General features: G+C 47.0%; 21 protein-coding genes. 2 read left to right on the forward strand and 19 right to left on the reverse strand.

Annotated features, from left to right (window positions below):
- Window positions 1-70: 70 nt before the first annotated feature.
- From AC121Z_RS16095 to AC121Z_RS16180, 18 genes are all read right to left on the reverse strand, one after another.
- Window positions 71-5,116, reverse strand: coding sequence for a LamG-like jellyroll fold domain-containing protein (locus AC121Z_RS16095; protein ID WP_498125302.1), 5,046 nt, complete (start codon window positions 5,114-5,116; stop codon window positions 71-73).
- On the reverse strand, window positions 5,113-5,568 hold the full coding sequence (locus AC121Z_RS16100) for a pilus assembly PilX family protein (protein WP_498125304.1): 456 nt from the start codon (window positions 5,566-5,568) through the stop codon (window positions 5,113-5,115). Before AC121Z_RS16100 ends, AC121Z_RS16095 begins: the two co-directional genes overlap by 4 nt.
- Window positions 5,540-6,391 carry a PilW family protein gene (locus AC121Z_RS16105; RefSeq protein ID WP_498125305.1) on the reverse strand — a complete coding sequence of 284 codons (852 nt, stop codon included), beginning with the start codon at window positions 6,389-6,391 and terminating at the stop codon, window positions 5,540-5,542. The genes AC121Z_RS16100 and AC121Z_RS16105 overlap by 29 nt, the downstream gene beginning before the upstream one ends.
- A complete protein-coding gene (locus AC121Z_RS16110; protein ID WP_498125307.1) occupies window positions 6,391-6,978 on the reverse strand; it encodes a type IV pilus modification PilV family protein in 588 nt (195 codons plus the stop codon). Before AC121Z_RS16110 ends, AC121Z_RS16105 begins: the two co-directional genes overlap by 1 nt.
- Window positions 6,968-7,612, reverse strand: coding sequence for a pilus assembly FimT family protein (locus AC121Z_RS16115; protein ID WP_498125308.1), 645 nt, complete (start codon window positions 7,610-7,612; stop codon window positions 6,968-6,970). Before AC121Z_RS16115 ends, AC121Z_RS16110 begins: the two co-directional genes overlap by 11 nt.
- On the reverse strand, window positions 7,566-8,072 hold the full coding sequence (locus tag AC121Z_RS16120) for a prepilin-type N-terminal cleavage/methylation domain-containing protein (RefSeq protein ID WP_498125309.1): 507 nt from the start codon (window positions 8,070-8,072) through the stop codon (window positions 7,566-7,568). Before AC121Z_RS16120 ends, AC121Z_RS16115 begins: the two co-directional genes overlap by 47 nt.
- Before the next feature lie 70 nt (window positions 8,073-8,142).
- Entirely contained in the window at window positions 8,143-8,757 is a 615-nt protein-coding gene (locus tag AC121Z_RS16125; protein ID WP_240612795.1) for a pilin, read from the reverse strand.
- A gap of 19 nt (window positions 8,758-8,776) precedes the next feature.
- Entirely contained in the window at window positions 8,777-9,286 is a 510-nt protein-coding gene (locus AC121Z_RS16130; protein WP_498125311.1) for a hypothetical protein, read from the reverse strand.
- Window positions 9,286-10,512 (reverse strand): type II secretion system F family protein, encoded by a 1,227-nt coding sequence (locus AC121Z_RS16135; RefSeq protein WP_498125312.1) that lies wholly within the window; start codon window positions 10,510-10,512, stop codon window positions 9,286-9,288. Before AC121Z_RS16135 ends, AC121Z_RS16130 begins: the two co-directional genes overlap by 1 nt.
- Complete coding sequence (locus tag AC121Z_RS16140; RefSeq protein WP_498125313.1) at window positions 10,505-12,349, reverse strand: GspE/PulE family protein; 1,845 nt, start codon at window positions 12,347-12,349, stop codon at window positions 10,505-10,507. Before AC121Z_RS16140 ends, AC121Z_RS16135 begins: the two co-directional genes overlap by 8 nt.
- Window positions 12,346-13,560 carry a tetratricopeptide repeat protein gene (locus AC121Z_RS16145; protein ID WP_498125315.1) on the reverse strand — a complete coding sequence of 405 codons (1,215 nt, stop codon included), beginning with the start codon at window positions 13,558-13,560 and terminating at the stop codon, window positions 12,346-12,348. The genes AC121Z_RS16140 and AC121Z_RS16145 overlap by 4 nt, the downstream gene beginning before the upstream one ends.
- Complete coding sequence (locus AC121Z_RS16150; protein ID WP_498125317.1) at window positions 13,557-14,465, reverse strand: ExeA family protein; 909 nt, start codon at window positions 14,463-14,465, stop codon at window positions 13,557-13,559. The genes AC121Z_RS16145 and AC121Z_RS16150 overlap by 4 nt, the downstream gene beginning before the upstream one ends.
- Window positions 14,466-14,467: 2 nt before the next feature.
- On the reverse strand, window positions 14,468-16,150 hold the full coding sequence (gene mshL, locus AC121Z_RS16155) for a pilus (MSHA type) biogenesis protein MshL (RefSeq protein ID WP_498125318.1): 1,683 nt from the start codon (window positions 16,148-16,150) through the stop codon (window positions 14,468-14,470).
- A 4-nt stretch (window positions 16,151-16,154) separates the two neighbouring features.
- On the reverse strand, window positions 16,155-16,508 hold the full coding sequence (locus tag AC121Z_RS16160; RefSeq protein WP_498125320.1) for a hypothetical protein: 354 nt from the start codon (window positions 16,506-16,508) through the stop codon (window positions 16,155-16,157).
- 1 nt (window position 16,509) lies between these two features.
- Window positions 16,510-17,154 carry a hypothetical protein gene (locus AC121Z_RS16165; RefSeq protein ID WP_498125322.1) on the reverse strand — a complete coding sequence of 215 codons (645 nt, stop codon included), beginning with the start codon at window positions 17,152-17,154 and terminating at the stop codon, window positions 16,510-16,512.
- Window positions 17,154-17,771 (reverse strand): PilN domain-containing protein, encoded by a 618-nt coding sequence (locus AC121Z_RS16170; protein WP_498125323.1) that lies wholly within the window; start codon window positions 17,769-17,771, stop codon window positions 17,154-17,156. The genes AC121Z_RS16165 and AC121Z_RS16170 overlap by 1 nt, the downstream gene beginning before the upstream one ends.
- On the reverse strand, window positions 17,768-18,640 hold the full coding sequence (locus AC121Z_RS16175) for an MSHA biogenesis protein MshI (protein WP_498125325.1): 873 nt from the start codon (window positions 18,638-18,640) through the stop codon (window positions 17,768-17,770). Before AC121Z_RS16175 ends, AC121Z_RS16170 begins: the two co-directional genes overlap by 4 nt.
- A gap of 151 nt (window positions 18,641-18,791) precedes the next feature.
- On the reverse strand, window positions 18,792-21,662 hold the full coding sequence (locus AC121Z_RS16180; RefSeq protein ID WP_498125327.1) for a M16 family metallopeptidase: 2,871 nt from the start codon (window positions 21,660-21,662) through the stop codon (window positions 18,792-18,794).
- A gap of 262 nt (window positions 21,663-21,924) precedes the next feature.
- Here AC121Z_RS16180 and AC121Z_RS16185 point away from each other — a divergent pair, with 262 nt between their 5' ends.
- Together AC121Z_RS16185 and AC121Z_RS16190 are read left to right on the forward strand one after the other, a co-directional pair.
- On the forward strand, window positions 21,925-23,142 hold the full coding sequence (locus tag AC121Z_RS16185) for a cytochrome-c peroxidase (RefSeq protein WP_498125329.1): 1,218 nt from the start codon (window positions 21,925-21,927) through the stop codon (window positions 23,140-23,142).
- Window positions 23,143-23,280: 138 nt separating this feature from the next.
- Complete coding sequence (locus AC121Z_RS16190) at window positions 23,281-24,039, forward strand: penicillin-binding transpeptidase domain-containing protein (protein WP_498125331.1); 759 nt, start codon at window positions 23,281-23,283, stop codon at window positions 24,037-24,039.
- Here the strand turns inward: AC121Z_RS16190 and AC121Z_RS16195 are convergent.
- Window positions 24,023-24,211, reverse strand: coding sequence for a putative type II toxin-antitoxin system PemK/MazF family toxin (locus AC121Z_RS16195; RefSeq protein ID WP_498125332.1), 189 nt, complete (start codon window positions 24,209-24,211; stop codon window positions 24,023-24,025). The genes AC121Z_RS16190 and AC121Z_RS16195 overlap by 17 nt on opposite strands.
- Window positions 24,212-24,228 lie beyond the last annotated feature (17 nt).

A 24,228-nucleotide genomic window follows, 5' to 3' on the forward strand; every position in this document is an offset into this window, starting at 1 on the left:
AATCCCGACACTTTACCAATCAAGGCCTTTAACAGCAAGCAGTACGCGCTATTCAGGGCAATAAAAGCGCTCAATCAAACTGTTCTCGCCAATGAATTGTGCGATCATTGTTGCGTGGAATACCGAAGGTTACGAAAGCCGCTGGTTTATCATCAATGTCGATATCGCCATCTTGGTCCCAGTCGATATTCAAAAAGTCTGTCCAGTGAGCGCCAGTAATTGGCTCTAGCGACATTAGTACACTACCACGTAGCGGGTTATTACTCGCGTCCAAAACGGGTTGAAAAACAAAGTCATCATCGCCGGACAGGCCCTGCTGTAAAACACCGCTCGCTGTGATTGTATTCAGTTGGCCTGCAATATTGTGTTCCATATCGCCTTCCGACGCGTTACTCAGCAAGATATCTCCGGCCGCCTGGGATAGGTTGATCGGTGTGCAACTGTCTTCTGCATTCAGACGCCATGCACCCGAAATGAAATATTCAGTCGCTGCTGGAACAATTAGTTGCTCACTTTCTGGTCCATGGGTATTGGTTACGGTAAAACGCCCATAGCGTTGTTGAGTGCCTTGAATACCGTTTAGTGCATAGGATTCACAGCCATTAGGATAATTGGATTGGTAACATACGCCATCGGCATCTGTTAAGAATTCTGCGTCGAACAATAAATCAATTGTTGTTGCAAATGGCTCTGCCGCTTGGGCGGCTTTTGCGTAACTGAATTGACTTGAAAGAACCTCAACTGAGCCTATACCGTCGTAAACATTACTACCTGTCAGGTTTACATTTCCCGCTTGTTCAAGATTAAGCCCACCGCTGTATGCAGTGGCATCACTAAAGGTTAAATCGCTTACCGAGGGGGCCAGTCGCCACAGGGTGTCAGCATAATTCGATGTCGTATTACCTAAGGCATTTTTTGCAGTTATGTCTAAACGCGGCTCATTGCCTAAAACAAATTCGAAGGGTTGGCCAACATAGGTAAAATTAGCCGAACAACTATCCGCGAACGTACCTGTATTAGCTGTAGCGACTTCAAAGTACGCCGGAATGAAGCGACCTAAAATCGCTGCGTTAGCACTTACAGTTTCCCCTAAATACGTAAGATCTCTGACGTCCAACGCTACTGTTCCAACCTCCTCAAAGTACGCTTGAGCATATTGGTACTGTCCGTTGTTGAAAGATAACCCTGCCACATCAACGAAATTACCTGCACCCAGAGTGCTATTGAGTTCGCGCCCAGAGCCAAAGTGCAAGGCACCGTCCACACCAGAGCCTAATGGCGATAAACGCTGCAAGTCAAACTGAAAACGTCCTGGTTGGTAGCTTGGCAACACACCACCGTTTGCCCCGAGCGCACTGAATGATAAAGAAAATGCCTCACCGGCAATCTGGGGATCACTGGCGTTGTGATTAATGTCGATTTGTGCCGGCACACTATCAAGCTGGGTGCTACCGGAACGAATGTTCACACCATCGATGTTGGCAGCAGCGCTCAGGGCTAGTCGACCAGCATCTGCGTATTGGTGCCCTGCCAGCGTCGCCTCTCCATTACCATCAAACGTTAATGTAATATTACCGGTATTTGCGCCTGTACCACCTCCCACAACATTAACTCCAGCAAACGGAACTCTGCATTGATTGCTTGAATAGGGAGCGTCAACGGTCGACAAACAGTCATAGGTCAGTTGCACATTATGAGTACCGCTTAATAACGGTGAACAAACCCCATCTTGATTTTCTATCGCGCGAATACCAACAACACCCAAGTCAGACTCGGCTATTACGGCCGGTAAAACGGTACTTGCGGGTTGATTGACATTAAAGAATTCGAATCCGGCATCAACAAAATCAATCGTACAATCAGGATCGCACTCCACTGCAGCGGCCGGATTAGAACTCTGAATACCAAGCGTTTTCAAACCCGGTGTTGGACTTAAGAGGCGTTGCGTTGTAGTGCCAGTAAATGTCACATTTCCACCATTCTGCCAACCATTAGGGGCCAGCGAGATTGTGCTTGCTTCTGTCGCTAGCTGCGAGCAATCCGCGTTAGCACAAGCTTGTATAGTCACTTCTGCTCCGTCACACGTCAGGGCTTGCTGAGGATGAATAATGCGATAATGATCGATAGCGGTGCACTCAATGCGGTCTTGAATATCAGCTAATATTTGGGCGCGTGTTTGAATGAAATTATAGATCCTTACGTCGTCAAATTGACCATGAGCGGAATTATCAGTGCCTTGGATGATGACGTAAGCGGTACCATTGTCGCCTATATGTAAATTACCCACATCACCTAATTGGCTAGTTTCCACCTGTGCTGTAATAAACAGCGGTTGTTCATAGCCATTAAGGTGTAACGATGCGGTTCGATTAACCAGATCCCAGGAAACCGCAAAATGTACCCACTGATTCGGGGCAACATCATACCGATAGGTATCAACAATTAAGTCCAAGTCGGTATTGTCTTCCATCGCGAGGCGCATAGAGCCATCATTTTTTAGTACAAAAAAGAAAAACTTATCGGTTAATAGATCGCGATTAGGCGGATTTGCAATGCGTGACGCATCAAACAATTGTCGCGCATTACCATTGATCCAAGGCAACTCACTGCGATACCAAAAGGATATTGTTCCGCGCCCGCCCACTTGATTCATGTCAATGCCTGTATGCAGTGAATCTACCGACTCAACAGTAAAGTTCTGCGGCACTTCAAGCGCCCGACACGAAACTGGCAAATCCGGGATTAGCGGTTCTACGTTGCCCATGGGATCACCATCAAAACCATTGGCGGATGAATCTACGATCTGGCCTGGCCCGGTATATTCGTTTTCTTCAAAGCGATAAAACGCGACCGGTAAATCCCCCGTACAATTGGCACAGACATAACCACTGGAACGATACAGCGCATCAACATCTGCGGCAGACAATGGGTTGCGGTATAGGCGTACATCATCAATACCCCCTTTGTAGAAATCTCGTAACTCTGCGGGTAACGCCTGATTGTCCCCAGAGATCGTTGCCGTTGCGCCCAAAATCAATGGCTCGGTGTTGCCGGTAATTCCGCCACTGTATTGATTGTTATATGCGACGAGATCACCATCGACGTATAGCCGCATACCGCCAGGACCGAAGCTGTAGACCACATGATGCCAGGTATTTTCAGTTATGACTCCTTGTGGCGATGACACGAAATAGCTTTGGCTAGTGCTTTGATGCCGCACATTTACGCGACCGTCACTGGTTAACCAGCCAGTAAGATGTCCACCATTGTCGTAGCCAGTAGAATCGCGCGAAAACAGCCCCATACCCCCGGTATGACTGCGTTCTGAATAACTTAAATCAGGCGTATTTACCCACATTGATAAACTTCCACTGGCTTGCGCGAGTACGGGCGTATTAGGAATATGAATATGACTGCCCGAACCGGTTAAACGCCCGGCCTGGCAAAATTTACCATCATTAATGGTGCCAGCTGCACCAACCGTCGCCCCCGATGAGTTACCCACCAAATCAACTATTTCACCAACACTACCGTCAACTGAACATAAATCCATCGGCCAATGCGTCACTAATTCCGGATTACTACTACAAGACAAACAACTACCGGCCGCTTGATTGGTCAATGCCGTTACCTGCTGAGAGGAAAGCTGTTGATCAAATATCTTAAGGTCATCCAAACTGCCACGATAGAAATCACGCAACTGATTCAACGGTGAGCCCTGATTACCGGTTTGCCAAGCATTCGCTCCTAACACAATCGGCTCGCGGTTAAATCCCAAGCCCGTTGTAAAGTTGCTCTGCGCCGCACGCAGAATCCCATCTAAATAAACCCTAAAGCCGTTTGCCCCCCAAGTAACCACAATATGATGCCAGTTGTTTTCTGTGATAAAACCACCGGTTTGCAGCGTCACACTGGATTGTGTATTTTGCAATCGCGCGCGCAATGCGCCCGAACTGGTCACCCATAAGGTCAAATGGCCGCCGTTGTCGAGTCCGTTCGAATCCTTGGAGAAAATTCCCATCCCACCGGCACTCGCTCGATTGCGAAAGGATAGATCTGCAGTATTGATCCACAATGACAAACTGCCATTGGCTAAATGATAATTATCGCTGTGTGGTATGTAAAAAACGTTGCCAAGGCCATTGACTTCGCCCGACTGGCAATATTTTCCATCATAATCGATGCCTGAACCATTGTAGGCCTGACCATGATTACCGCCAACGACATCCAGTAATTCATTCCCATTGCCAGAAAGTGAACACACGTCAAATGGCCAATGCCCAATAGGATCGGGCACTGTCACTGAGACCGAACAGGTGTTGGCAAAATCTGCAGTTTCAATTTCGTCCGGCGCATAGGTAATTCTCGATTCAGATTCCATACGCAAATAAGCTGTATTTACAGCGCCAAGCACTCGACTTTGATACTTCATGTGCATACTGTTTAACGCATACACAAAACCGTTTAGCTGTACGCCCTGCTCTAGAGTAACCGTGTTGTAACTGATCAGGGTTAACTGGTCTGGTGAACCAGACGTATTGATGGCAGAGTTATATTTGGCATGGGCATTTTGCACAAATAAGGTTGCTGGCTCAGTACCACTAACAATAATTCGCGCATCCTGCTCAAGGGTGAGTGTAGTAATCCAGTAGGTACCACCTGAAAGCACCACTTGACTGCCATATTTAACATGTAAATGTTCAATGATATAAGTGCCATCAACACTCGTAAGATTAAGCTGGCCTCCCTGTTCCACATTAATATCATCATATTCCCCTTGTGCCAGATTAACGGTGTTATAAGGATTTACCCGCACATCTAGATTCGTATTACTGGGCTGAAAGGCGGGAAGTGACAAGTTAGCGCTATTGGTCGGTCCAGCGACACACGATTGGCTATCGCAGGAAACACTGCCGTTCGACAAATCCGTAACGTTATTAAAAGTTAGCACACCATCACTGCCGATCAGTCTCGCCTGATATAAAAACTCAATGCTGCCATTGGCGGCATAAGAAGCTGCTGGGTCAGGAAACACATCGCGGCATTCGGCAGCGCTCACGTAGCTATGAATTAGCCCCAGACTGAGTATGCACCAGAAGCGAATAAGTCTTATCATGGTAACTCCTGCATAGCGTCTAACGCGACTTGCCGATTAACAACTGTATTGCCAATGCTACATTCACCGCTAGCTGTGAAGCGGTAATAATTTCGATCTTGCCCGGCAAAGGTTACAGTCTCTGTCGCACAAGACGCAGTGTAGCGGCACCCTTTAAACCCATCTATTGATGCAAACGATGGCGGACTCGCAATCGTTGTATTGCACGTGTTCGCTGTGGCATTGAGTGGAAAAGACTGTTGCAGTAACGATTGCACTCCCGATTGAGCTGCGGTCAGTGCGCGCACACCGTAAATTTCGGTAATAGTCGTCTGCGAAGCTGCTGCCAACATGCGGGTCATAGTAATACCCAGTAATGCCAAAACAATGATCACAAACAGTGAAACAATTAACATGCTACCACGTTGCTGATGCATTGAACGCTTACGGAACATTAAGGACATGGATTTCATGATTATAGTTTAGCACCTCGTCGTTACGCTCAAAACGTAGGCGCAATTGCACATACGCATTATCCAGCAAAGTACTTTCAAATAACCGAAAAGGGTTATCATTATTATTGGTTTGTTGTGCCGGATTGGCAGACAGTGCATTGACGATATTCTCTGCCATTAACACGCCACCCGAAGTAAATAGTGTTTGATTTGCAGTGATCGCCGATTGATGAAAATACATGTTGCCATTACGCACACAATAATTATGCGCCCGACTGGCGAAATATACCCGGTCAGCCGGTGAGTTGGTTTGAAACGCGTTGTCAACGGTTACCACTGCAAGATTATTGGGATCGTCTAGTGTCGCACATGATGTATCGGATCCACTGTCTTCACAGGCCGTCACTGAACGCCGCCTACGCTGACTAGTACTATATACATGGTTCGGTCGCGTTGGATAAATGATTACGCTACTGTTAACGGCAGGTACAAATGCATTGCCAGCGAAGTCGCCCATTTCTACGACGGTCAGTTCATCGTCTGAACCTGGGAATAAAGGCGCATCTAAATAAAATGTGCTGTAGTCGATTGGCACAAACTGTAAGCAGTGCACTGAACTGTTACCGCGCACCCGAAGGCTATTGGGAACTGATGCGCGCAATTCTCGCGTCATACGTTCAAGCAAAAATCGACTGTCACCTAGCAACTGTTCACGCTCGGTGACGTCATTGAAGATACCAACACTACTGCGCACAAAGCCTGCAATACCAATCGAAACAATGGTCAAAACAACCAGTGTCATAATTAATTCAATTAATGTGAATCCCTGCTTACGCTTCATCAGTAATTTACCTTATAAAGCGAGAAAGGAATGCTATCTCCACCGGGGGTTGTTACCCGAATTTGGATCAACTTCCGATTACCTACGTAAGTGCCAGTATCCAGACTGCCATCCTGATCGATATCATCATCATTAATTCCGTCTAAATTATCATCGTAAAAGACCGCAATTTGTAACCGAAAGCCTTCATATAAATTGCCGTTTGGTCCTTGTAATGTCTCATTCAGGGAGTTGGTGATAGCGCCGCCGGTTGCATCTAATCCATTAAAATCATCGACATCATCAAAGTCTTCGCGCGATTCACCACCATCCGATCCTAGCGCACTGCTTGCGGAGCAAGGCGTTGTCTCATTGCAACGCGTTGCTCCGCCAATGAGATCAGAGTTCTCATCAAACGCCTTGCCATTAATTTCATTCAATAGACTTTGCCCTAGCTCGGTAGCGCGCACTTGCCAGATAGGGTCAATACTCTGCCGAGATTGGGAAGCTACTAGGCTGGTAACCAGAGTTAGTGCGATCGCAAACACCACGATCCCAGCAATTAACTCCACCAAGGTAAATCCGCCCGAGCCGCCACTAGCACGCATGAATATACCCCTCCGACTCAATACAAACAGTCGCCGTATTGCTACCCACAAATTGGATCTGACAACCTGCGGCGCAATTACTAAGGTTACTAAATGGGCGCCCCAAACCGTCAAAACCAATAACCGTAAGACCTGACGCTGCGCTATCAAAAGCGTTCAGCACAACAGCTTCCGATGCGATTTCATCGCTGGCGGTGGCAAGCGCTAGTGCTGTATGATCGATGGTACTGGCGCAGGTAGCTGCGGCATTACCGGCAGTGTAATTGGTTGAGGGTGGGCCAAAAGCAGGATTCACGGCACCCGCAATCAGATTAATCTGGTAGCAATAACCGCTTCGATTGTCTTGCATAGCACGCTGTTGCATATTCCGTAAGGCACTGATCAAACGATTCTGAAAGGTGTACTCAGCAAAGCCATCAGATCCGCTAAAACGAGCCACAGCAACAACACTTAAAATGCCAATCAATAACACGACAGTGATCAGTTCAACAAAACTGAAACCTTTTTGCTGGATCAAAAACGGCCGGGATCCCGGCCGCTTGACTGGCGCTGTGCACCGCATGTCAGTAATCGCTAACTCTACTGAATTAACAGCCGTCAGACTGCACAGTGACTGTAGGAGCGGCATTGGCATTGGCCGCCTCAGTGTAAGTTACCTGACACTGATTCGCTGCAACTGTAGAGGCTGCCGTACCTTCTGGAGTGATAACGAATGTGCCGGCTGTTACCGCTGCATCACCGCTATTGGTTAATGTCCATTCGTTATCATCTAACGTTGCCCAAGCCCCAACGTTGACAATGGTCAGAGCCGCGTCAGCAGCAGGATAACCAAAATCAGTCTCGATGGTAGCTCCATTGATGGTGACTTGACTCGTGGCATCCCCCGCAGAAGCATTTGACTGCAAACCCGCGATCGCGGCTTTTGCATAAACCAACTGTGAGCCCCCTTGCAACGCAGCCTTAACGCCTTGTAGCGTGGATGCTCGTGCATCACCCTGCAGGTCGATAAAGCGTGGCGCGGCGGTTACCGCTAAGATCCCCAAAATAACAATGACAATGATTAACTCTATTAATGTAAAACCACGTTGTTGCATGTTTCATTCCTCAAAAGTAAAAGCTTAAGTTTTTAAATTATTATTATCCGTAAAGTGGGGTGCCAACGTCCTAGTTGGTACCTTGATTCGTATTGTTATTGCTAAATACAATAACCTGTCCGATACGCGGGTCGTAAATAAACCCATTACCAACCGTATTATCGGTAGGTTCTTGCGTTCGGTTTTTAATTGTTTGGGTCAGGTAGTAGTAACACACATCATTGTTACCGGAACCCGTGCCTTCACTTAAATTTGTAAAGTAACGAAAATCATCGAATGGCCGCTGTGCCCAATTTGACGATATCGTCGGCGCGCTTTGCATGATCAGATTAAATACACTCTCACAATCGAGGGTTGATAAAGCATCATCCTCTGAACTGCTATCGTTATTCAATTGCCCGGTAGGGTAGCCAGTATCTTTATCAATACCGACACGAATTCCATCGATAGTCACGAAGGTTTGATTCACACCGTCGTTGTCTTGTGGCCGAGCCTCTAATTCCCATTGGGCTCTAACCAGCCCAACTGCAGTAGCAAAACCACCGGCAACGCCTTCTACGGTTGCGTCTTCCGCTTCTTTAGTCACGTCGAGGAAGCGCGGGATTGCAACTGCAGCTAGAAGCCCTAGCATAACGACCACAATCACCAATTCTATTAAGGTAAAGCCCTTTTGCGGATGCTGCATATTTCGGTTTGTTATCCTGTTAATCATCTGTTTTCACTCTACCGTTATTCACATAATAGTCAAAATAAGGCCCGGTGGATAGCCTGTAACGGCACCATTGCAAGGGCTCTCCAGAATCTGAGACTCCATCATCATAGTATTCTGGGATGACCCGAAAACTGTCGACGCGGGTTGGCATGTCCAACACTCCTTCCCACACGCGCTCACAGCCTTCACCGGTTCCATCCACGTAAGGCCAACCTTGGGTTGACATGCGCAATGGACGTCGTCCGGTCTCTTTCCCCGTGCGGTCGTATTGCACCAACATGATCATCCGTGGGCGCCCTTCGGCCTGCCACTGCCAGTGCGAGTTGATTACACTACTGCTAAATTGGCGCGATAGCGTATCCATCATCTCAGCATGCAGATCAGGTTCACTTTCATTCAAATATACAATCGTACCAGCCATCAACGTTAGGAATCCGCACACAATAACAATATTGCGATACAGACCTTGGGTATCCTCATTCGCAGCATCACGATTTTTCATCAGCCGCCTCCTTTGATAGCGCCCATCATGTCCCACATTGGAGTGAAAATACCCAATGCCAACACCAGCACCATACCCGCCACAATCACAATCAAAATTGGCTCTATTTTCGAGGTCAGACTCTTCAGATCATAATCGACTTCGCGCTCGTAGTAGCTGGCGGTCTCACCCAACAATTCATCCACTCGGCCGGTTTCTTCGCCTACACCAATCATCTGCATAACCAATGGTGTAAACAGACCGCTGGCATTCGCCACCCGCGTGAGGTTTTCACCACGCTCAATGGCCCGCCGCATTTCGATTATTTTACTGGCCATGTAGGCATTACTTACCGCATCTGCTACTAAATTCAATGCACTGGTTAATGGCACGCCCGCCTTTAACATCATGGCAAAACTACGAGCAAAACGGCCTAACAGTGAGCGCTCCAAAATACTCCCAACAATGGGTAACTTGAGTTTTAAACGGTCCCATTTGTAGCGACCAACCTCAGTTTTAATGTACTGATGCACACTAAATACAATGGCGCATAACGTCAGTAGCATGTAATGCCACTGCGTGAGGAAAAAATCCGACATCCCCATAAGAAAGCGCGTCATTAAAGGTAATTCGGCATTAAACTTACTGAACATCCCAGCAAAAATTGGGATCACCCAGATATTCATAATCACCAAAGCGATCACCAGTGCAATGACCACGAACATGGGATAACGGGTGGCCGATTTAATCTGCTTGCGGGTTTCTTGTTCACGCTCAAGATATTCAGCGAGTTGCAAAAACGCCAAATCCAATTGCCCGGTGTTTTCCCCCACATGCACAACGCTGACAAATAACTGCGGAAAAACACTGCTGTGCTGATTTAACGCAGAAGACAAATTACGTCCCCGCTCCAACTGTTCAATCACATCAGTTAATGCGATACGCATGCGCAAAGAAGTCGTGGTATCAGCCAGCCCCGCCACGGAGCGCAAAATAGGAATACCAGCGCGGGTTAATGAATACATTTGGCGGGCAAAAATAACCAAGTCATCCAAACGCACCGGCGGTGTCAGGAGTGACACTTTTTCCTGACGTTGACTACTCTGGCTGGCACCTGCGTTAATTTCAATCGGAATGATGCTCCGTGAGCTGAGCATTTTCGCTGCTGTCGCTTCGTCTACAGCATCAATTACACCGCGAGTGAGTTCACCATCACTCTGACGCCCGGTATAACTGAACTTAGCCATTGGGCAGATCCTCCAGACTTAAACCGCCTGAACCTGCGGGCTTGTTTTCAGTCTTCTGCGCCAATGTTGAAGGTTTAACTTCGTCAGGCGTTTCTAATTTTTGGAGATGTTCAGTATCGTCGCCGCCATAATCCACCTCTCGTTCGGCCACCATTTCAACCAACTTCAAGACTTCTTCTACTGTGGTCACACCCATTTTCGCGTAGGTCAAAGCAGTGTGTGATAACGGCCGATACCCCTTACTTTCCAGAGCCGCCTGGCTAAATGCTTCGGTATCATTCACCTTCAGTGCGGTCATCATTTGTTCGTTCATTTCCAACAATTCGAACACGCCTACGCGCCCCCGATAGCCCGTTTGATTACACTTATGGCAGCCCATGCCACGTTTGAAGGTCACACTACTGGCAGTTTCATCAATATGACTAAGCCAAAAAACTTCGTCCTCATTCGGTGTGTAATCAACCGCACAGTTGTCACAAATCCGCCGTACTAAACGCTGCGCGATAATCGCGCGTAACGATGTTGCTACTAGGTAACCCGGCGCCCCCATGTCAATCAAACGGATAGCACTACTGATCGCATCATTGGTGTGCAAAGTGGACAATACCAAGTGACCCGTAAGTGCACCACGCAACCCAATTTCAACGGTTTCATGGTCACGCATCTCACCGACCATGATAATGTCTGGATCTTGCCGCAACGTTGTTCTAAGTATGCTGCTAAAAGTTAGATCAATCTTGTTATTCACCTGCACCTGATTGATCCGTGGCAAACGATATTCGACCGGATCTTCTACGGTGATGATTTTTTTTGCCGCTTGATTTAGTTCGCTTAGCGCACCGTACAGCGTTGTGGTTTTACCTGACCCCGTGGGCCCAGTAACCAAAACCATGCCATGTGGACGTTTCAGTAAAGTTCTAAAGCGCGCCAGCAAGTTATTGGGCATTCCCGTTTGGTCGAGCGTCAATACACCAGCCGACTGGTCAAGCAAACGCATAACCACAGATTCACCGGCTTGGATTGGCATAGTTGACAAACGTACGTCAACACGATGCCCTTTAACCCGTACTTGAGTCCGGCCATCCTGCGGCAGACGTTTTTCTGATATATCCAGACCCGCCATGAGCTTCAATCGCAGTACCAATGCCGCTGCAATATTACGTTCTTTAATAACGGTCTCTTGCAATACCCCATCAATACGCTGGCGAATGCGTAATTGCTGCTCATCGGGTTCGATATGAATGTCCGATGCTTTGGCCTGCACGGCATCTTCAAAAATGGACTGCAACAATTTAGCTACCGCGGTATCGCTACCGTCATCAAGATCAGCCGCTAAATCAAACTCATCTTCGGTTTGATATTCTTCCGCCAACTCTTGCGCAAAAGAGGCAATTTCTTCGGTCTTACGATAGAAATTGTCATATGCCCCAAACAATTGCCCTTCGCTAACTACCGCGACCTTGATCGGTTTTGGCAACAAATCGGTCAAACTGTCGATTGCCGCCAAGTCAGCGGGATCGCTCATCGCAACTAACAGGCTATCACCGCTGTCTTCGAGCACAAGGGCACGATAGCGACGCGCCTGCATTTCGGGTAACAAGCGCACGGCTTCAGGCGATACTTTAAACTGATCAATGTCGATAAGGGGCACTTTTAAGTGTTCAGACAACAATTGCAGTAATTGCAGTTCGCTAACTAATTGCATTTCAATTAGTGTCGCTCCGAGCTTACGCCCTGTTTTGCGCTGCTCTGCCAGCGCTTGCATCAACTGATCTTCACTGATCAGTTCATTTTGAACCAGTAAATCACCGAGACGAATACGCTTAGGTTGGTTCATGATGGCTCCACCAAAATTGCCATTCGTTGTTGTACAAAACGCACAACATCTGGCCCCAATTGACGCAATGCCAATGCCTGCTGATAGGCGCTAAGCGCCTGACTGACTTTTTCTTGCCGCTCGCTCGCAATAGCTAAACCTAACCACCAACGCGCCTGTGTGGGTTCGCGTTGGGTTAATAGTTGATAGTCATTATACGCCGTGACCACGTTTTGCACGCGATCGGCCAATGCCGCGCGAAAACCGAGAAACTCGGTACTTAGTTCGCGCAATGGTAACTCTGGATTAACCACGCTGAACGCCAATTCGGCTTGCTGTTGTTGCTCGAATAATCGGGCTAACATTAAGCGCATACCCGCATCCTCGGGAAATGCTTGGATCCCACGCTCAAGCACTACTTGTGCGTTAACCAATTCATTACGTGCATAGTAAATTGCCGCGAGCTTTTTGCGTGCAGCGATGTTATCTGGCTCAATAGCAACCAATTGCTGTAATAGGGTAATCGCTTGCTCGTCCTGGCCGGCACGAACTGCAGACAAGGCGCGGTCACGCAGGCTTAAATCGGAGGATTGGGCGTTCGAGGACTTCTTAAATACGGGCGCCGTGTTAGCAGCGTTTGGATCTTGACCACTAACAAAAGGCGCTTCTTTGACTGCCGCCGCGGCTGCAATATCGTCAGCTTCTTGGGGCAATTTAAGCGTTTGCTCGACTCCCTCAGTAGCCATACTGGTTGTTGCAGATGTAACCTCAGTATTTTCAGACGCAGCTTCCGGTTGGCCATGCATGTTCGCAACAGCGCTTTGCCGCTGAGCGCTGTCTTGGGCTGTAACAGTAGTTGTTGCGCTTGCCGTGTAAGCTTGCTCTAGAGTTACTTTATTTATCTGCTGCTCGCTCCCCGCTAGGGTGAGTTCTGCAGTCGCACTCCCAATTTTTGCAGAAGCCAGCGAATCTTGGCTGCCACTGGCTTGATTAGGCGTACCTCCAATAGTTTCAACGACCGGCGAGGTAGACGCAGATACTGGTATTGCTGATTTGGCGCTCCACCAACTTGCTGCCATAATCAGAATTGCCACACATAATAGCGCAATGATAATCAGCAACAATTTAGCACTTGTGGCTTTCGACGCTGGCGCCTGATACACAGCGGAATGTGTCTGCTCTTCAGCATTGCGCTGCTCTAAGTCTTTGAGCATCTGATTGACCACACTCATTGCCGACTCCACGGCGCAAAATACACCAATAAAGTAAAGGCAAAACACGCCAGTAATGCCAAGGTCCAGACTAACCAGTAAGACTGTGATACGGGATGGGCAGCTTCGGTATCTGCTATCGCAGCTTTTAGATCGGCAATCTCGATGGTGTGCCGACCTTGCCCATAGGCCAGCATCAACGCCTTGTGACACACCACATTGACAATACGCGGAGTGCCTTTGCTGGTTTTAAACAGCCATTCTGCGCAACGCCGATCGAATACCTCAGCGCCGGAATAGCCGGCCACTCGCATGCGATGCTTTACGTATTGATACACCTGATCCGCATCCATTAATCTCAAGGTATAGGCGAAGGTGATACGTTGTTTTAATTGGCGCAATTCAGGTAATGATAACTTTTCGTCTAATTCTGGCTGCCCAAATAAGATCACCTGCAGCAATTTACGCGACTCAGTTTCTAGATTCGTCATCAACCGCAGTGCCTCAATAGACTCCATTGGCAAGGCTTGCGCCTCATCAATAATCAATACTGCACTACGACGTTGCTGATGGATCTCTATCAGGCGTTCTTGAATGCGCTGCGTGAAATCTTGTTGATCAGAATTCGCTGCTAAAGTTACACCGAGTTCAGCGGCAACTGCTCGGCGCAGCTCTGCCGGAGATAACATGGGATTGGGAATATATGCAGAGACAAAATGGTCGGGCATTTCATTTAGCAACTTACGACAAATCAAGGTTTTACCGGTACCAACCTCGCCGGTCACTTTGATAAAGCCTTCACCCGTTTTAAGCGCTGTGGTTAACACCTGTAGCGCTTCTTGATGACTTGGCAATCCAAAAAAGTACTGCGTGTTCGGTGTTAGCGTAAACGGCAGTTCCTTTATCCCAAAGTGATACAAATACATGCTCAATCCACGTACAACCAATCAGCCATTTGCTCTTGGCTCATCTGCAGTTGCTCTGACCATGTACCAACCCCCACCACGGTTGGCTTAAGTAGAATGATCAGCTCACTTTTAACTTCTTTATCTTGGCGGTTCTTAAATAAATTGCCTAACAAAGGAATATCGCCCAACAGTGGTGTTTTTGAGTTCACTTCAGTGATACTTGATTGCATCAAGCCACCAATCACCACAATTTCGCCAGAGTTCGCACGAATGATGGTGTCTGATTCACGGATCGTGCTCTGTGCCAATGGCAACACGATTTGCTCCTGATTCAAGGTCACGACTTTTTCTTGCTCTTGAGTTTCAATCACTGACGGATGAATGTGCAAAAGAACACTGCCTTTATCATCGATTTGCGGTGTTACATCCAACGCAATACCGGAGAAGAAAGGTGTTAACTCAATATCAGGAACGACTGATGTTGTCGTCGAGGTAATCGTATTCTGACTCGACACATCAGTGACAAAATATTCATCGTCACCGACTTTAATGACTGCCTTTTGATTATTTGTTGCTGTCACTCGCGGACTCGACAGAACCTGCACATTGCCTTGCGTGGAGAGTAGGTTGAGAACACCAGAAAAATCCTGATTTAAGAAAGATAGGCTAGTGATACCGCCCAACGCTGCCGAAATCTCATTACCAATCGCCCCTGCAGAAGTAGAAAACTGGAAGTCGGTGCTGCCGGCATGAGCTAATACTTGATTCCAGTTTATACCTTGTTGATATTCATCATTCAAAGAGACCTCTAGGATCCGAGCTTCTAACACAACTTGGCGCTGCAAATTCGTCTCAGACACTTGTAAGTATTCACGCACAGCTTTAAGTTCGTCAGGCAAGGCTCGAACTGTGACTAAGCCGGCTTGTGGAGTCACAAATACGGTACGTCCTCCCTCATTCCCGATCATTGCTTGTAAACTTGTTGCTAGATCTGCCCAGAAATTGGTTTCCGTGCGCGTGCTGATCACCGTACCGTTGGTATTATTATTTAATCCTGAACCTAAATTATTACTGTTCTGCGAATTACCACTGAAATTGTTAAAGTTACTGTTGCCGTTGTTACTGTTATTGCCTTGCGCCTGTGATACACCGCCGGAAATAATGCTAGTTTGCGTCGCCCCATCACGCTGCATTAGTAGATAGTTGATACTGAACGTTTCAGTGCGCATACCCGCAGGTCGCACGCGATAAATGGAACCTTGTCGGGTAATATCAAATCCGTATAGCTCTCCCACCAAATCAAACACTTGTTCTAGTGATACCTGTTTTAAATTCAGTGAAATGTTACCGCTAACTTCTGGGTGAATTGCTACGCTGAACGGGGTGTCAGTCACAAGACCAGCAAAAAAGGCAGCGGCATCAACCCCTTGCGCGTTGATATCATACTTCTCGCTACTAAAGAGCCCGGATTGCTCTTGCCCAGGTAAGGTTTGCAATGCAGCACTAACCGATGCTGGTAATGTGTCCAATTGATTTCGGCGCTGCGCTTCGGCCTCACGCTCGGTCGCCACTTGTTGTTCCAACTGTTGCTGCAGAGACGTTTCAACGTGACTAGGAGGCACACTTTGACACCCCAATAAAAATACAGGAAACATCATTAGCAACGCATAATCACAGCGCGTTTTTCGAATAATAATTTGCATAGTTTTAGAAGTTCTCTGTCGCATTTTTCTTTATATTTTCCGCTGAGATCACACGTAACCGGCGTTCTTCCATGACGCCATTGGTAACAATTTCTAATACAACAGTGTCTTGATCAATCGACTTGACTGTAGCGCCAAAGTCCTGATCACCCACCCGCATCACTCTATCATTAACAATAGCAAAATACGTGTCGGCTTTTTGTAAGATCGCCGTTACTTGGATACCGTTAACATCCTGCGCTGCTGTAATATCTTTTGCTGGCATAAGCATGTTCGCAGGTTTCGTCGGATCAACACTTTGCTGGGTTTGCGCAAACACTAAGGTACTGAACAAACATAAACCGTACAAAGCACGCATATCATTGCACTCCAATAAATGCTTGGCTGGTACTCAAAGTAAAAATCTCCAGCGTAATTTGCGCGTTCGGGTAGTCCGCAACCTGATAATCAAATGCATGCCAATAGACTTGCCAAGGCAAGGCTTCTACGGCTTTCAGATAGTCGATAACTTGAGCATACTGACCTGCAAAAACGAATTTAACACCGTGCTGATACAACGGGAGATCAGCATTTTCATGGCTGTTTGCAAACACGTTAATGGGTTTAATGGAGGTTAACTCGAGTAATTCGAGATGCTTAGCCTGCGCTAACATCTGCTCAATGACCATGGGCATTTGCTGCGGTTGAACCAGTTCTCGCATTTGCGTGGCAAAGGCGCTATCGAGGGCGACAATACGCTGTTCTATGCTGCCGATACGCTGCTGTAGCTGGGCATTCGGATCATCGGCTAAGGCTTCTTGAAGCAACGCAATTTGTTGTTGTGCGCTGGCCAATTCAATCTGTGCTGTGGCTATCTGCTTTTTAACTTGTTGATTTTTTAAGTACTGTGGCTCTACCAAAAAGGTAAACCCAACAAACAAGATCAATACTACGCCGGTTAATAAAACCAGATTCTTCTCGCGGCCCGACAATTCCTGATAACGCTGCTGGAGTTGCTCAAACATCAGTTTTGCCCTCCCGCATTGCCATTCCTTCTTTGCCCACTTCGCTCTGTAGAAAGGCTAAATAACAGGCCACGCTCTTCACGCAATAATTGTGCTTGGTCAAATTCCCGACCTGAGAAATAGTCACCTTGACCAAGCTTCCCTAACCATTGCGGCAATGCAGTCGGTGTTAAGGCTTGACCATCCAACACCATATTATTTCCTGCAACATTGATGCGGGTGAGCCAAAGCTCTTGATGATGATGTTGTGCAAGCTCTTGTAGAAGTACTGAAAAACCAGCTGACTTCATCACTTCGCGTTCACCCAGCGCTTGTTTGAGCCGTTCTTTCGCCTCCAAAGATGCTTGCAGACCGGCAAAAATTGCCAATAACTGAGGATCTTCTTTGCGCGCTTGCAGGGCGTTCGTCAGCTCTTTAGCCAAATTACTACTGCGCGTGACTTCCGCAGAGACACGTTCCAAGTTTTTGGCGTCTTGCCCACCGGCAACGGATAAACCAATGCGTGCAGCAACCACGACTAAGAACAAAAGCGTGAACACGGTGATCAGCGTACCTAAACTCAGTAAATCGAGGGTTGGCCGGTATTCCTCTAAATATAGATTTACCCGATTCTTCATGCGGCTCGCTCAGTTTGTTCAGCTGACCAATCCAACAACGCTAACGCACTACCAACACACTGATAAGTCAAAGCTTGCTCGGTCGTATTTACAATCCCTGCCGGTAAGTCAAATGGCTGCGCATCGACCCGCAAAATCTCAGCAATTTGAGTACCTATGGCCTGACTGTTTGACGCTTCGATATTAAATAATACCTTACGCACGGGAGCTTGACGCAGCTGACTTTCAAAGTAATCCATTGAGCGTTGGATTTGAACGGTCAGCGAGTCCATTACGCCCATCTGCAATTCATCAACCGAAAAACTGCCCAGATTTTCAAATCCTTTTAGACTGCGTGAAAAGTAAAGCTGGCCCTGTTTGACGATGGCTAAATGAATTTCCTCACCGGCTTTCTGTAACAAGGTCAACACCGGTTCATCACTGACTGGCACCAGATTACAAATCGACAATTCTTCAACCGATATTGACGCTAACGTTAAACCTGCATTTATCGTTGCGCTGATAATAGACTCAACATGTTGCTGTTCAATCACCGCAACGTTCACCTGTTGATTACCAGCAGATCTAGCGGGTGAGTCAAAGTAATCAAAAACCGGTGCTTTGAAACTGTCTTTGCTGAGCTCTTTAACTGACCAGGTCAGCGCCTGACGCAGCTCGTCGTCCGGAACATTTGGCTTTTCTAATTGGAAAATTTCATACAAATGCGTCGATACGGAAACCGCACACTGTGCAGCCCCCACATTGTTGTCTGTTGTCCAGCGATTTAAGGCGTCTTGCCACTTGCCAATGGGCGTTTCATGATACAGTTTGACTACAAAACCATTGGCAGTGGCCTGTAAAGCTGAAAAACAAGCCGTGTCTTCTGACAAGGAAATTCCGACCGCAGCGAAGGAGGACTTTCGCTGCAGTTTAGAACGGATGTATTGTCGCCAACCAATTCGCATTATTGTGATTATTGTTGCGTTAGTTGACCCAATTACACCAAAGTTAAGTTAAAAGTGCTAGTTTTATTCAATTGCCTTAATCATTCACTGCTGGCTCTTGATTATTCAGCATTACCGGCGCGCTACCAGCGAAATCCTTCAACCTTGGTAACTGGGTTTTTGCATCACCCACCACCAACCAATACATACGATTCGGATCGACATACTGACGCGCCAATGCGCTGATATCAGCAACGCTAATATCTGCGATTTCTTGTTGCCGTTGTTGCACGTAATCAAGCGGATAATTGTACTGGCTAATATTCAGTAGCATACTCAATTTAGAGCGCGCCGTTTCAAAGGCCCGCGATTGACTACGCAGCATAAAGCTTTGCGTGGTGGCTAAGTCTTCGGCAGTAAATGTTGCTGGGTAGTCAGCCATGATTTGCCGAATTAACGTCATCGATTCTAGCGTTGCATTAGTTCTAACACTGCTACTGATAGTAAAGTCACCAGCAAACTGGCTGCCATCGAAAGCAGAGAATATTCCGTAGGTATATCCCTTACTCTCGCGCAGTTGTTGAGTTAAACGCGACGCAAAACTACCACCACCTAATTTATAATTCATGATGCTAGCGACGTAATAATCCTTATCTGTCGCTTTTAATGCAGGACTCCCAATCGTTAATACTGACTGCTTGGCATCTGGCACATCATAAAAATAGACTTGTGCAGTTTGCGGCGGTTCAGGGAGTGCATAATTCGGTAAATTAACCGCCCTATTCGCCCAGCTGGACAAATTCTTTTGCGCGGTATCAATGGCCACCGATTGCGGCACATCACCAACCACCATTAAAGTCGCTACGGCAGGTGAATAGTAAGCCTCGTAATACGCTTGTAAATCCTCAATGGTGATCGCTGCGACTGCAGCCAGCGTGCCTTGCGAATTGATGCCACGCTTATCATCAGGATACAGCAATTGATTAAATTGGTTCACAGCAATAGCATTGGGATTTGCCTGTTGTTGCTGCAGGGCATCCAGCGTACGCTGTTTTAATAGCGCAAACTCAGTACTGTCCCAACGTGGGTTGAGTAACATATCACTGACTAATTCAAGCGTCGGCGCAAAATTACGCGCTAGCGCACTGATGTAAATATCCGTTGCACTCCCGTTAACCGTTGCGGTAACCGTTGAACCTAATTGTTCAACCTGTGCTTCAAATTCAGCGGCAGTGCGTGACTTCGTGCCACGCGTGAGCATTCCTGCAAGTAAATTGGCAACACCAGGCTTCGCATCAGGATCCAACAATTTACCGCCGGTGATTCTTAAGTGAGCATTGACTAACGGCACTTCCGAGTTTTCAATGCCAATAATGGCTAATTGATTCGATAGTTGGTTTTGCCAGACTTGCGGGGGTTGGATCACATAGCTTGCGCCATAGGCTGGCTCTTGGCTGCGATCAAAGGTTGAAGGCGTCGGTTCATATTCTGCCTGTATGCTCGCGTCAAAAGCCTCTTCAGCGCCAGCAATAATTTGTTCTTCAACCACATCCGCTCGGGTAGAGCCGGTCAGCGCGAGTTCACTTTGCCCTTTCGGTACGAAGCTTGTTGCCACGAAAGGTTTGTCTTTTATGTAGGTCTGGTATACGCGCTTAATATCTGCCGTTGTAACGCTCATGATTTGTGCAATCATCTGCTCGGCATAACCAGGGTCGTCAGCCAGAATATTGTATTGCGCCAAACTAATGCTTTTACCCAGAACACTACTCAACTGTTGATAAAACCGAGTTTCCTGACCGGCTTTAATGCGCGCTAAGTCAGCGTCTGAGATCCCTTGTTCCTCAAACCGTTTAAACGCTTCAGCCAGCGCAGCATCGACTTTATCTAGTGGAGTATTCTCAAAGGCCCGCACCGAGAGATACATTTGACCTGCTAATTCAGACCCACGTTGGCGCATTTGCACGTTTGCCGTTAGCTTCATCTCATCTACCAATAACTGGTACAGCGGCGCTTGCTTGCCATCGGCCAAATACGTCGCAAGCATAGTTAGCGCGTATTCGTCGGGATGATAAGACTCTACCGTAGGCCAAACTTTGGTTAATACCGGTAAGTTGGCAAAATTATCTTCATGATAAGCGCGTTTTGATTCAGTTAACGCCACTGGCATAGCAGCGCGCTGCTCAATGGCTTGACCTCGTGGTATTTCGTCAAAGTACTTGTGCACCCATGCCTTTGCCTGAGCAAAGTCAAAATCTCCCGCTATGACTAGTGTCGAGTTGTTGGGTACATACCACTGATTGAAGAATGCCTTAACGTCATCCAATGTCGCTGCCTGCAGATCTTCTAGTGAGCCAATCACCTGCCAGCTATATGGATGATCACTTGGATATAATAGTTTATCGATAACATATGAGGTATGCCCGTAGGGCTGGTTATCAACACGCAAGCGCTTCTCGTTCTTCACCACTTGCTTTTCTTTGGCCAGCACCGGATCCGTGACCGTATTGATAAACCATCCCAACTTGTCTGCTTCGGCCCAAATCATTTTTTCCAACGCGTCTTTGGGTACGGTTTGGAAGTAGTTGGTCCAGTCGCGACTGGTAGAGCCATTGGCGCCTGAGCCGCCAATTCTTGCGCTCATTTGATCAAGTCCACCTTTGCCTAGGTTTTCCGACTCAAGAAACAATAAGTGCTCAAACAAATGGGCAAAACCGGTGCGATTCTCTACTTCACGTGAACTCCCCACATGCACAGTCAACGAAACAGCAACCACCGGATCGGAAGTATCGCGGTGCATCACCACTTCAAGCCCATTGTCTAGCACGAACTTTTCGTAGGGAATATCAAAACTGGGTAGGGCAGGATCAGCGCCATGTACGCTTGATGAAGTCGGTTCAGGAGCTTGGCTACAAGCCGCAAGCGTGAGTAGCAAAACTAGCGTTAAAGACAGTGAAGTTAGGTGTTTCAAAGGTTAATCCTTTAACAAGATCATTATGCGCAAATACCATACGCCGAAATCGAGATTTGTAAATATGTTGCAGATACAAAGGCCTGTGACAGCCCCACCTTTGACATCAATACTGTGGAATTAATAGAACATGGATTTACGTAATCTTTACACTTACCCGACGTTACTTTACATCCACGTGGTTACACTGGCTGCATAACGAAAAATCTGGTGTACACCGCTCGGTGGCGTCGAATGAGTAAACAAGTGGTGGTAGTAACGTATGCAAAATGGACAGAATTCTTGGTTAACTTTAATCGCAGCTTTCAGTTTGGTCGCCTGTGGCAGTGGCAGCGAAAGTGAGAGTACAGATGTTACCCCGCCACAAGACGAGCCGATCCAAGTCTCTCCCGAGCCAGTCTCAGAACTCAATCTGCCGAGTACACCGTTTGACTATGCGACGTTGGATTTACCTGCGCATTTTACCACAAACGTTCCAGGCCAGCCGTTACCGACGGCGGTAAATGGCTTGGACAATACGCCAGCAGATAACCCTGTCACCAATGATGGAGCAACGCTCGGGCGAGTATTATTTTACGACAAAAAGCTCAGTGCCAATGGAACGGTTGCCTGTGCATCCTGCCATATCCAAGAATTAGGATTCTCCGACGATGCTGCGTTTAGTCTGGGTTTTGAAGGGGGTACAACCGCCCGTCATTCAATGACGTTGATTAACGCCCGCTATTATCAGCGCGGACGCTTTTTCTGGGATGAACGCGCCGCCACACTCGAAGAACAGGTATTAATGCCATTTCAGGATCCGACAGAAATGGGCATAACCCTCGAACAACTTGAGGCCACAGTAGAAGCGCAAGATTATTACCCTGAACTTTTTTCCAATGCATTCGGTTCAACAGAGGTAACTAGCACCAAAATAGCGCAGGCCATCGCCCAGTTTGTTCGCAGCATTGTGAGCTACAGCAGTAAATATGATGAAGGCAGAGCATTAGCCAATGCGCCTGGAGACAATTTTGTTAACTTCACTACTGAAGAAAACTTAGGCAAGAACTTATTTTTCAGAACTATCCCGAATGGGGGTGGCGCTTGCTTTGGCTGCCATACTACTGAGGCATTTGTCAGTGCCAATCCAGGCCCGCAGAACAATGGACTGGATACCGTAACAACGGATGAAGGCGCTGGCGCAGTATTCAATAATCCTATATTTGAAGGGCGTTTTAAAACTACCAGCCTAAGAAACATCGAACTTACCGCACCGTACATGCACGACGGTCGCTTTGCGACTCTGGAAGAGGTTGTCGAACACTACAACAGCGGCATTCAAGCACACCCGACATTATCCCCTGCTCTGACCGATGCGAATGGCGATCCGGTGCGGTTAAATTTTACCGCTGAAGAAAAGTCAGCACTGGTTGCTTTTCTGAAAACCTTGACTGACGAAAGTATCGCTGAAGAAGAAAAATGGAGTGACCCGTTTAATTAGTGGTTACGAGCGCAATTCAAGCAGCACGCGGTCTTTCCTATGAAAACATTAGAATAGGGTTTTCACGGGAAAGGGGTGTTACTATGAGGTCGTATTAATAAGCAGTTATGCCACGCGCACATTAAAATCAGGACAGGCATGAAATATTTGGGACTACTAGTTATATGGGCTTTATCAGCTAACATATATGCTATAGAGAATGAGATAGAGAGTCTTTACAGGTCTAACAATATTAATGGGTCAATGCTAATTGAATCTGCCAATGGCAAGACAAAGTATCAATACAACGTTGACGATGAAGAAAGCTTTGTCCCAGCTTCAACATTTAAAATTCCAAATACTCTAATCATATTAGAGGAGGGTTTGATTAAGGACTCTTCTGAAGTCATCGCTTGGGATGGTGTAGAACGCGAATTCGCTCCATGGAACAAAGATCAAACTCTAAAAACAGCCTTTCAGTACTCATGTGTATGGTGCTATCAGCGCTATGCTAAAAAAGTAGGCGAATTAAAATATCATAAGTACCTTAAAGATTTTGACTACGGAAACCAATTAACCGGTAGCGAGATTACACGATTTTGGCTCGATGGTGATCTTAGGGTTTCTGTGAAAGATCAAATTAGTTTCTTGCGTAAACTGTATGCGGAGAATCTACCAATACAGAAACAACATATTAAAACACTGAAGAACATTATGCTGTCAGAGAGCAACAGTCAGATTAAAATCTGGTCAAAGACTGGCTGGTCTGGCAAAGACGGATGGTATGTAGGTTATCTTGTTTTCAACAATCAGACATGGTTTTTTGCAAACCACATTGAGGTAGAGAAACGTTCAGATTTGGCGTTGAGGAAAAAGCTTACATTGGAAGCTTTTAGGGTTCTCAATATTGTTCAATAGTAATTGGCATGACAAGCGCATGTTGTCGGACTGGTTTTCCGCTGCGCTGCAAACCAGCCGCAAATGCGGGCGTTAATTTCTTCATCATCATGCTGGATTTAGCGTTCACATTCGCTAATGGTACAACTAAGCCCGTTGCCAATTGTTCGATTACTGGATTTTGTACGTCCACTAAATAGGGATAAGTTT

It is taken from the genome of Alteromonas sp. DYW1, from assembly GCF_059752595.1.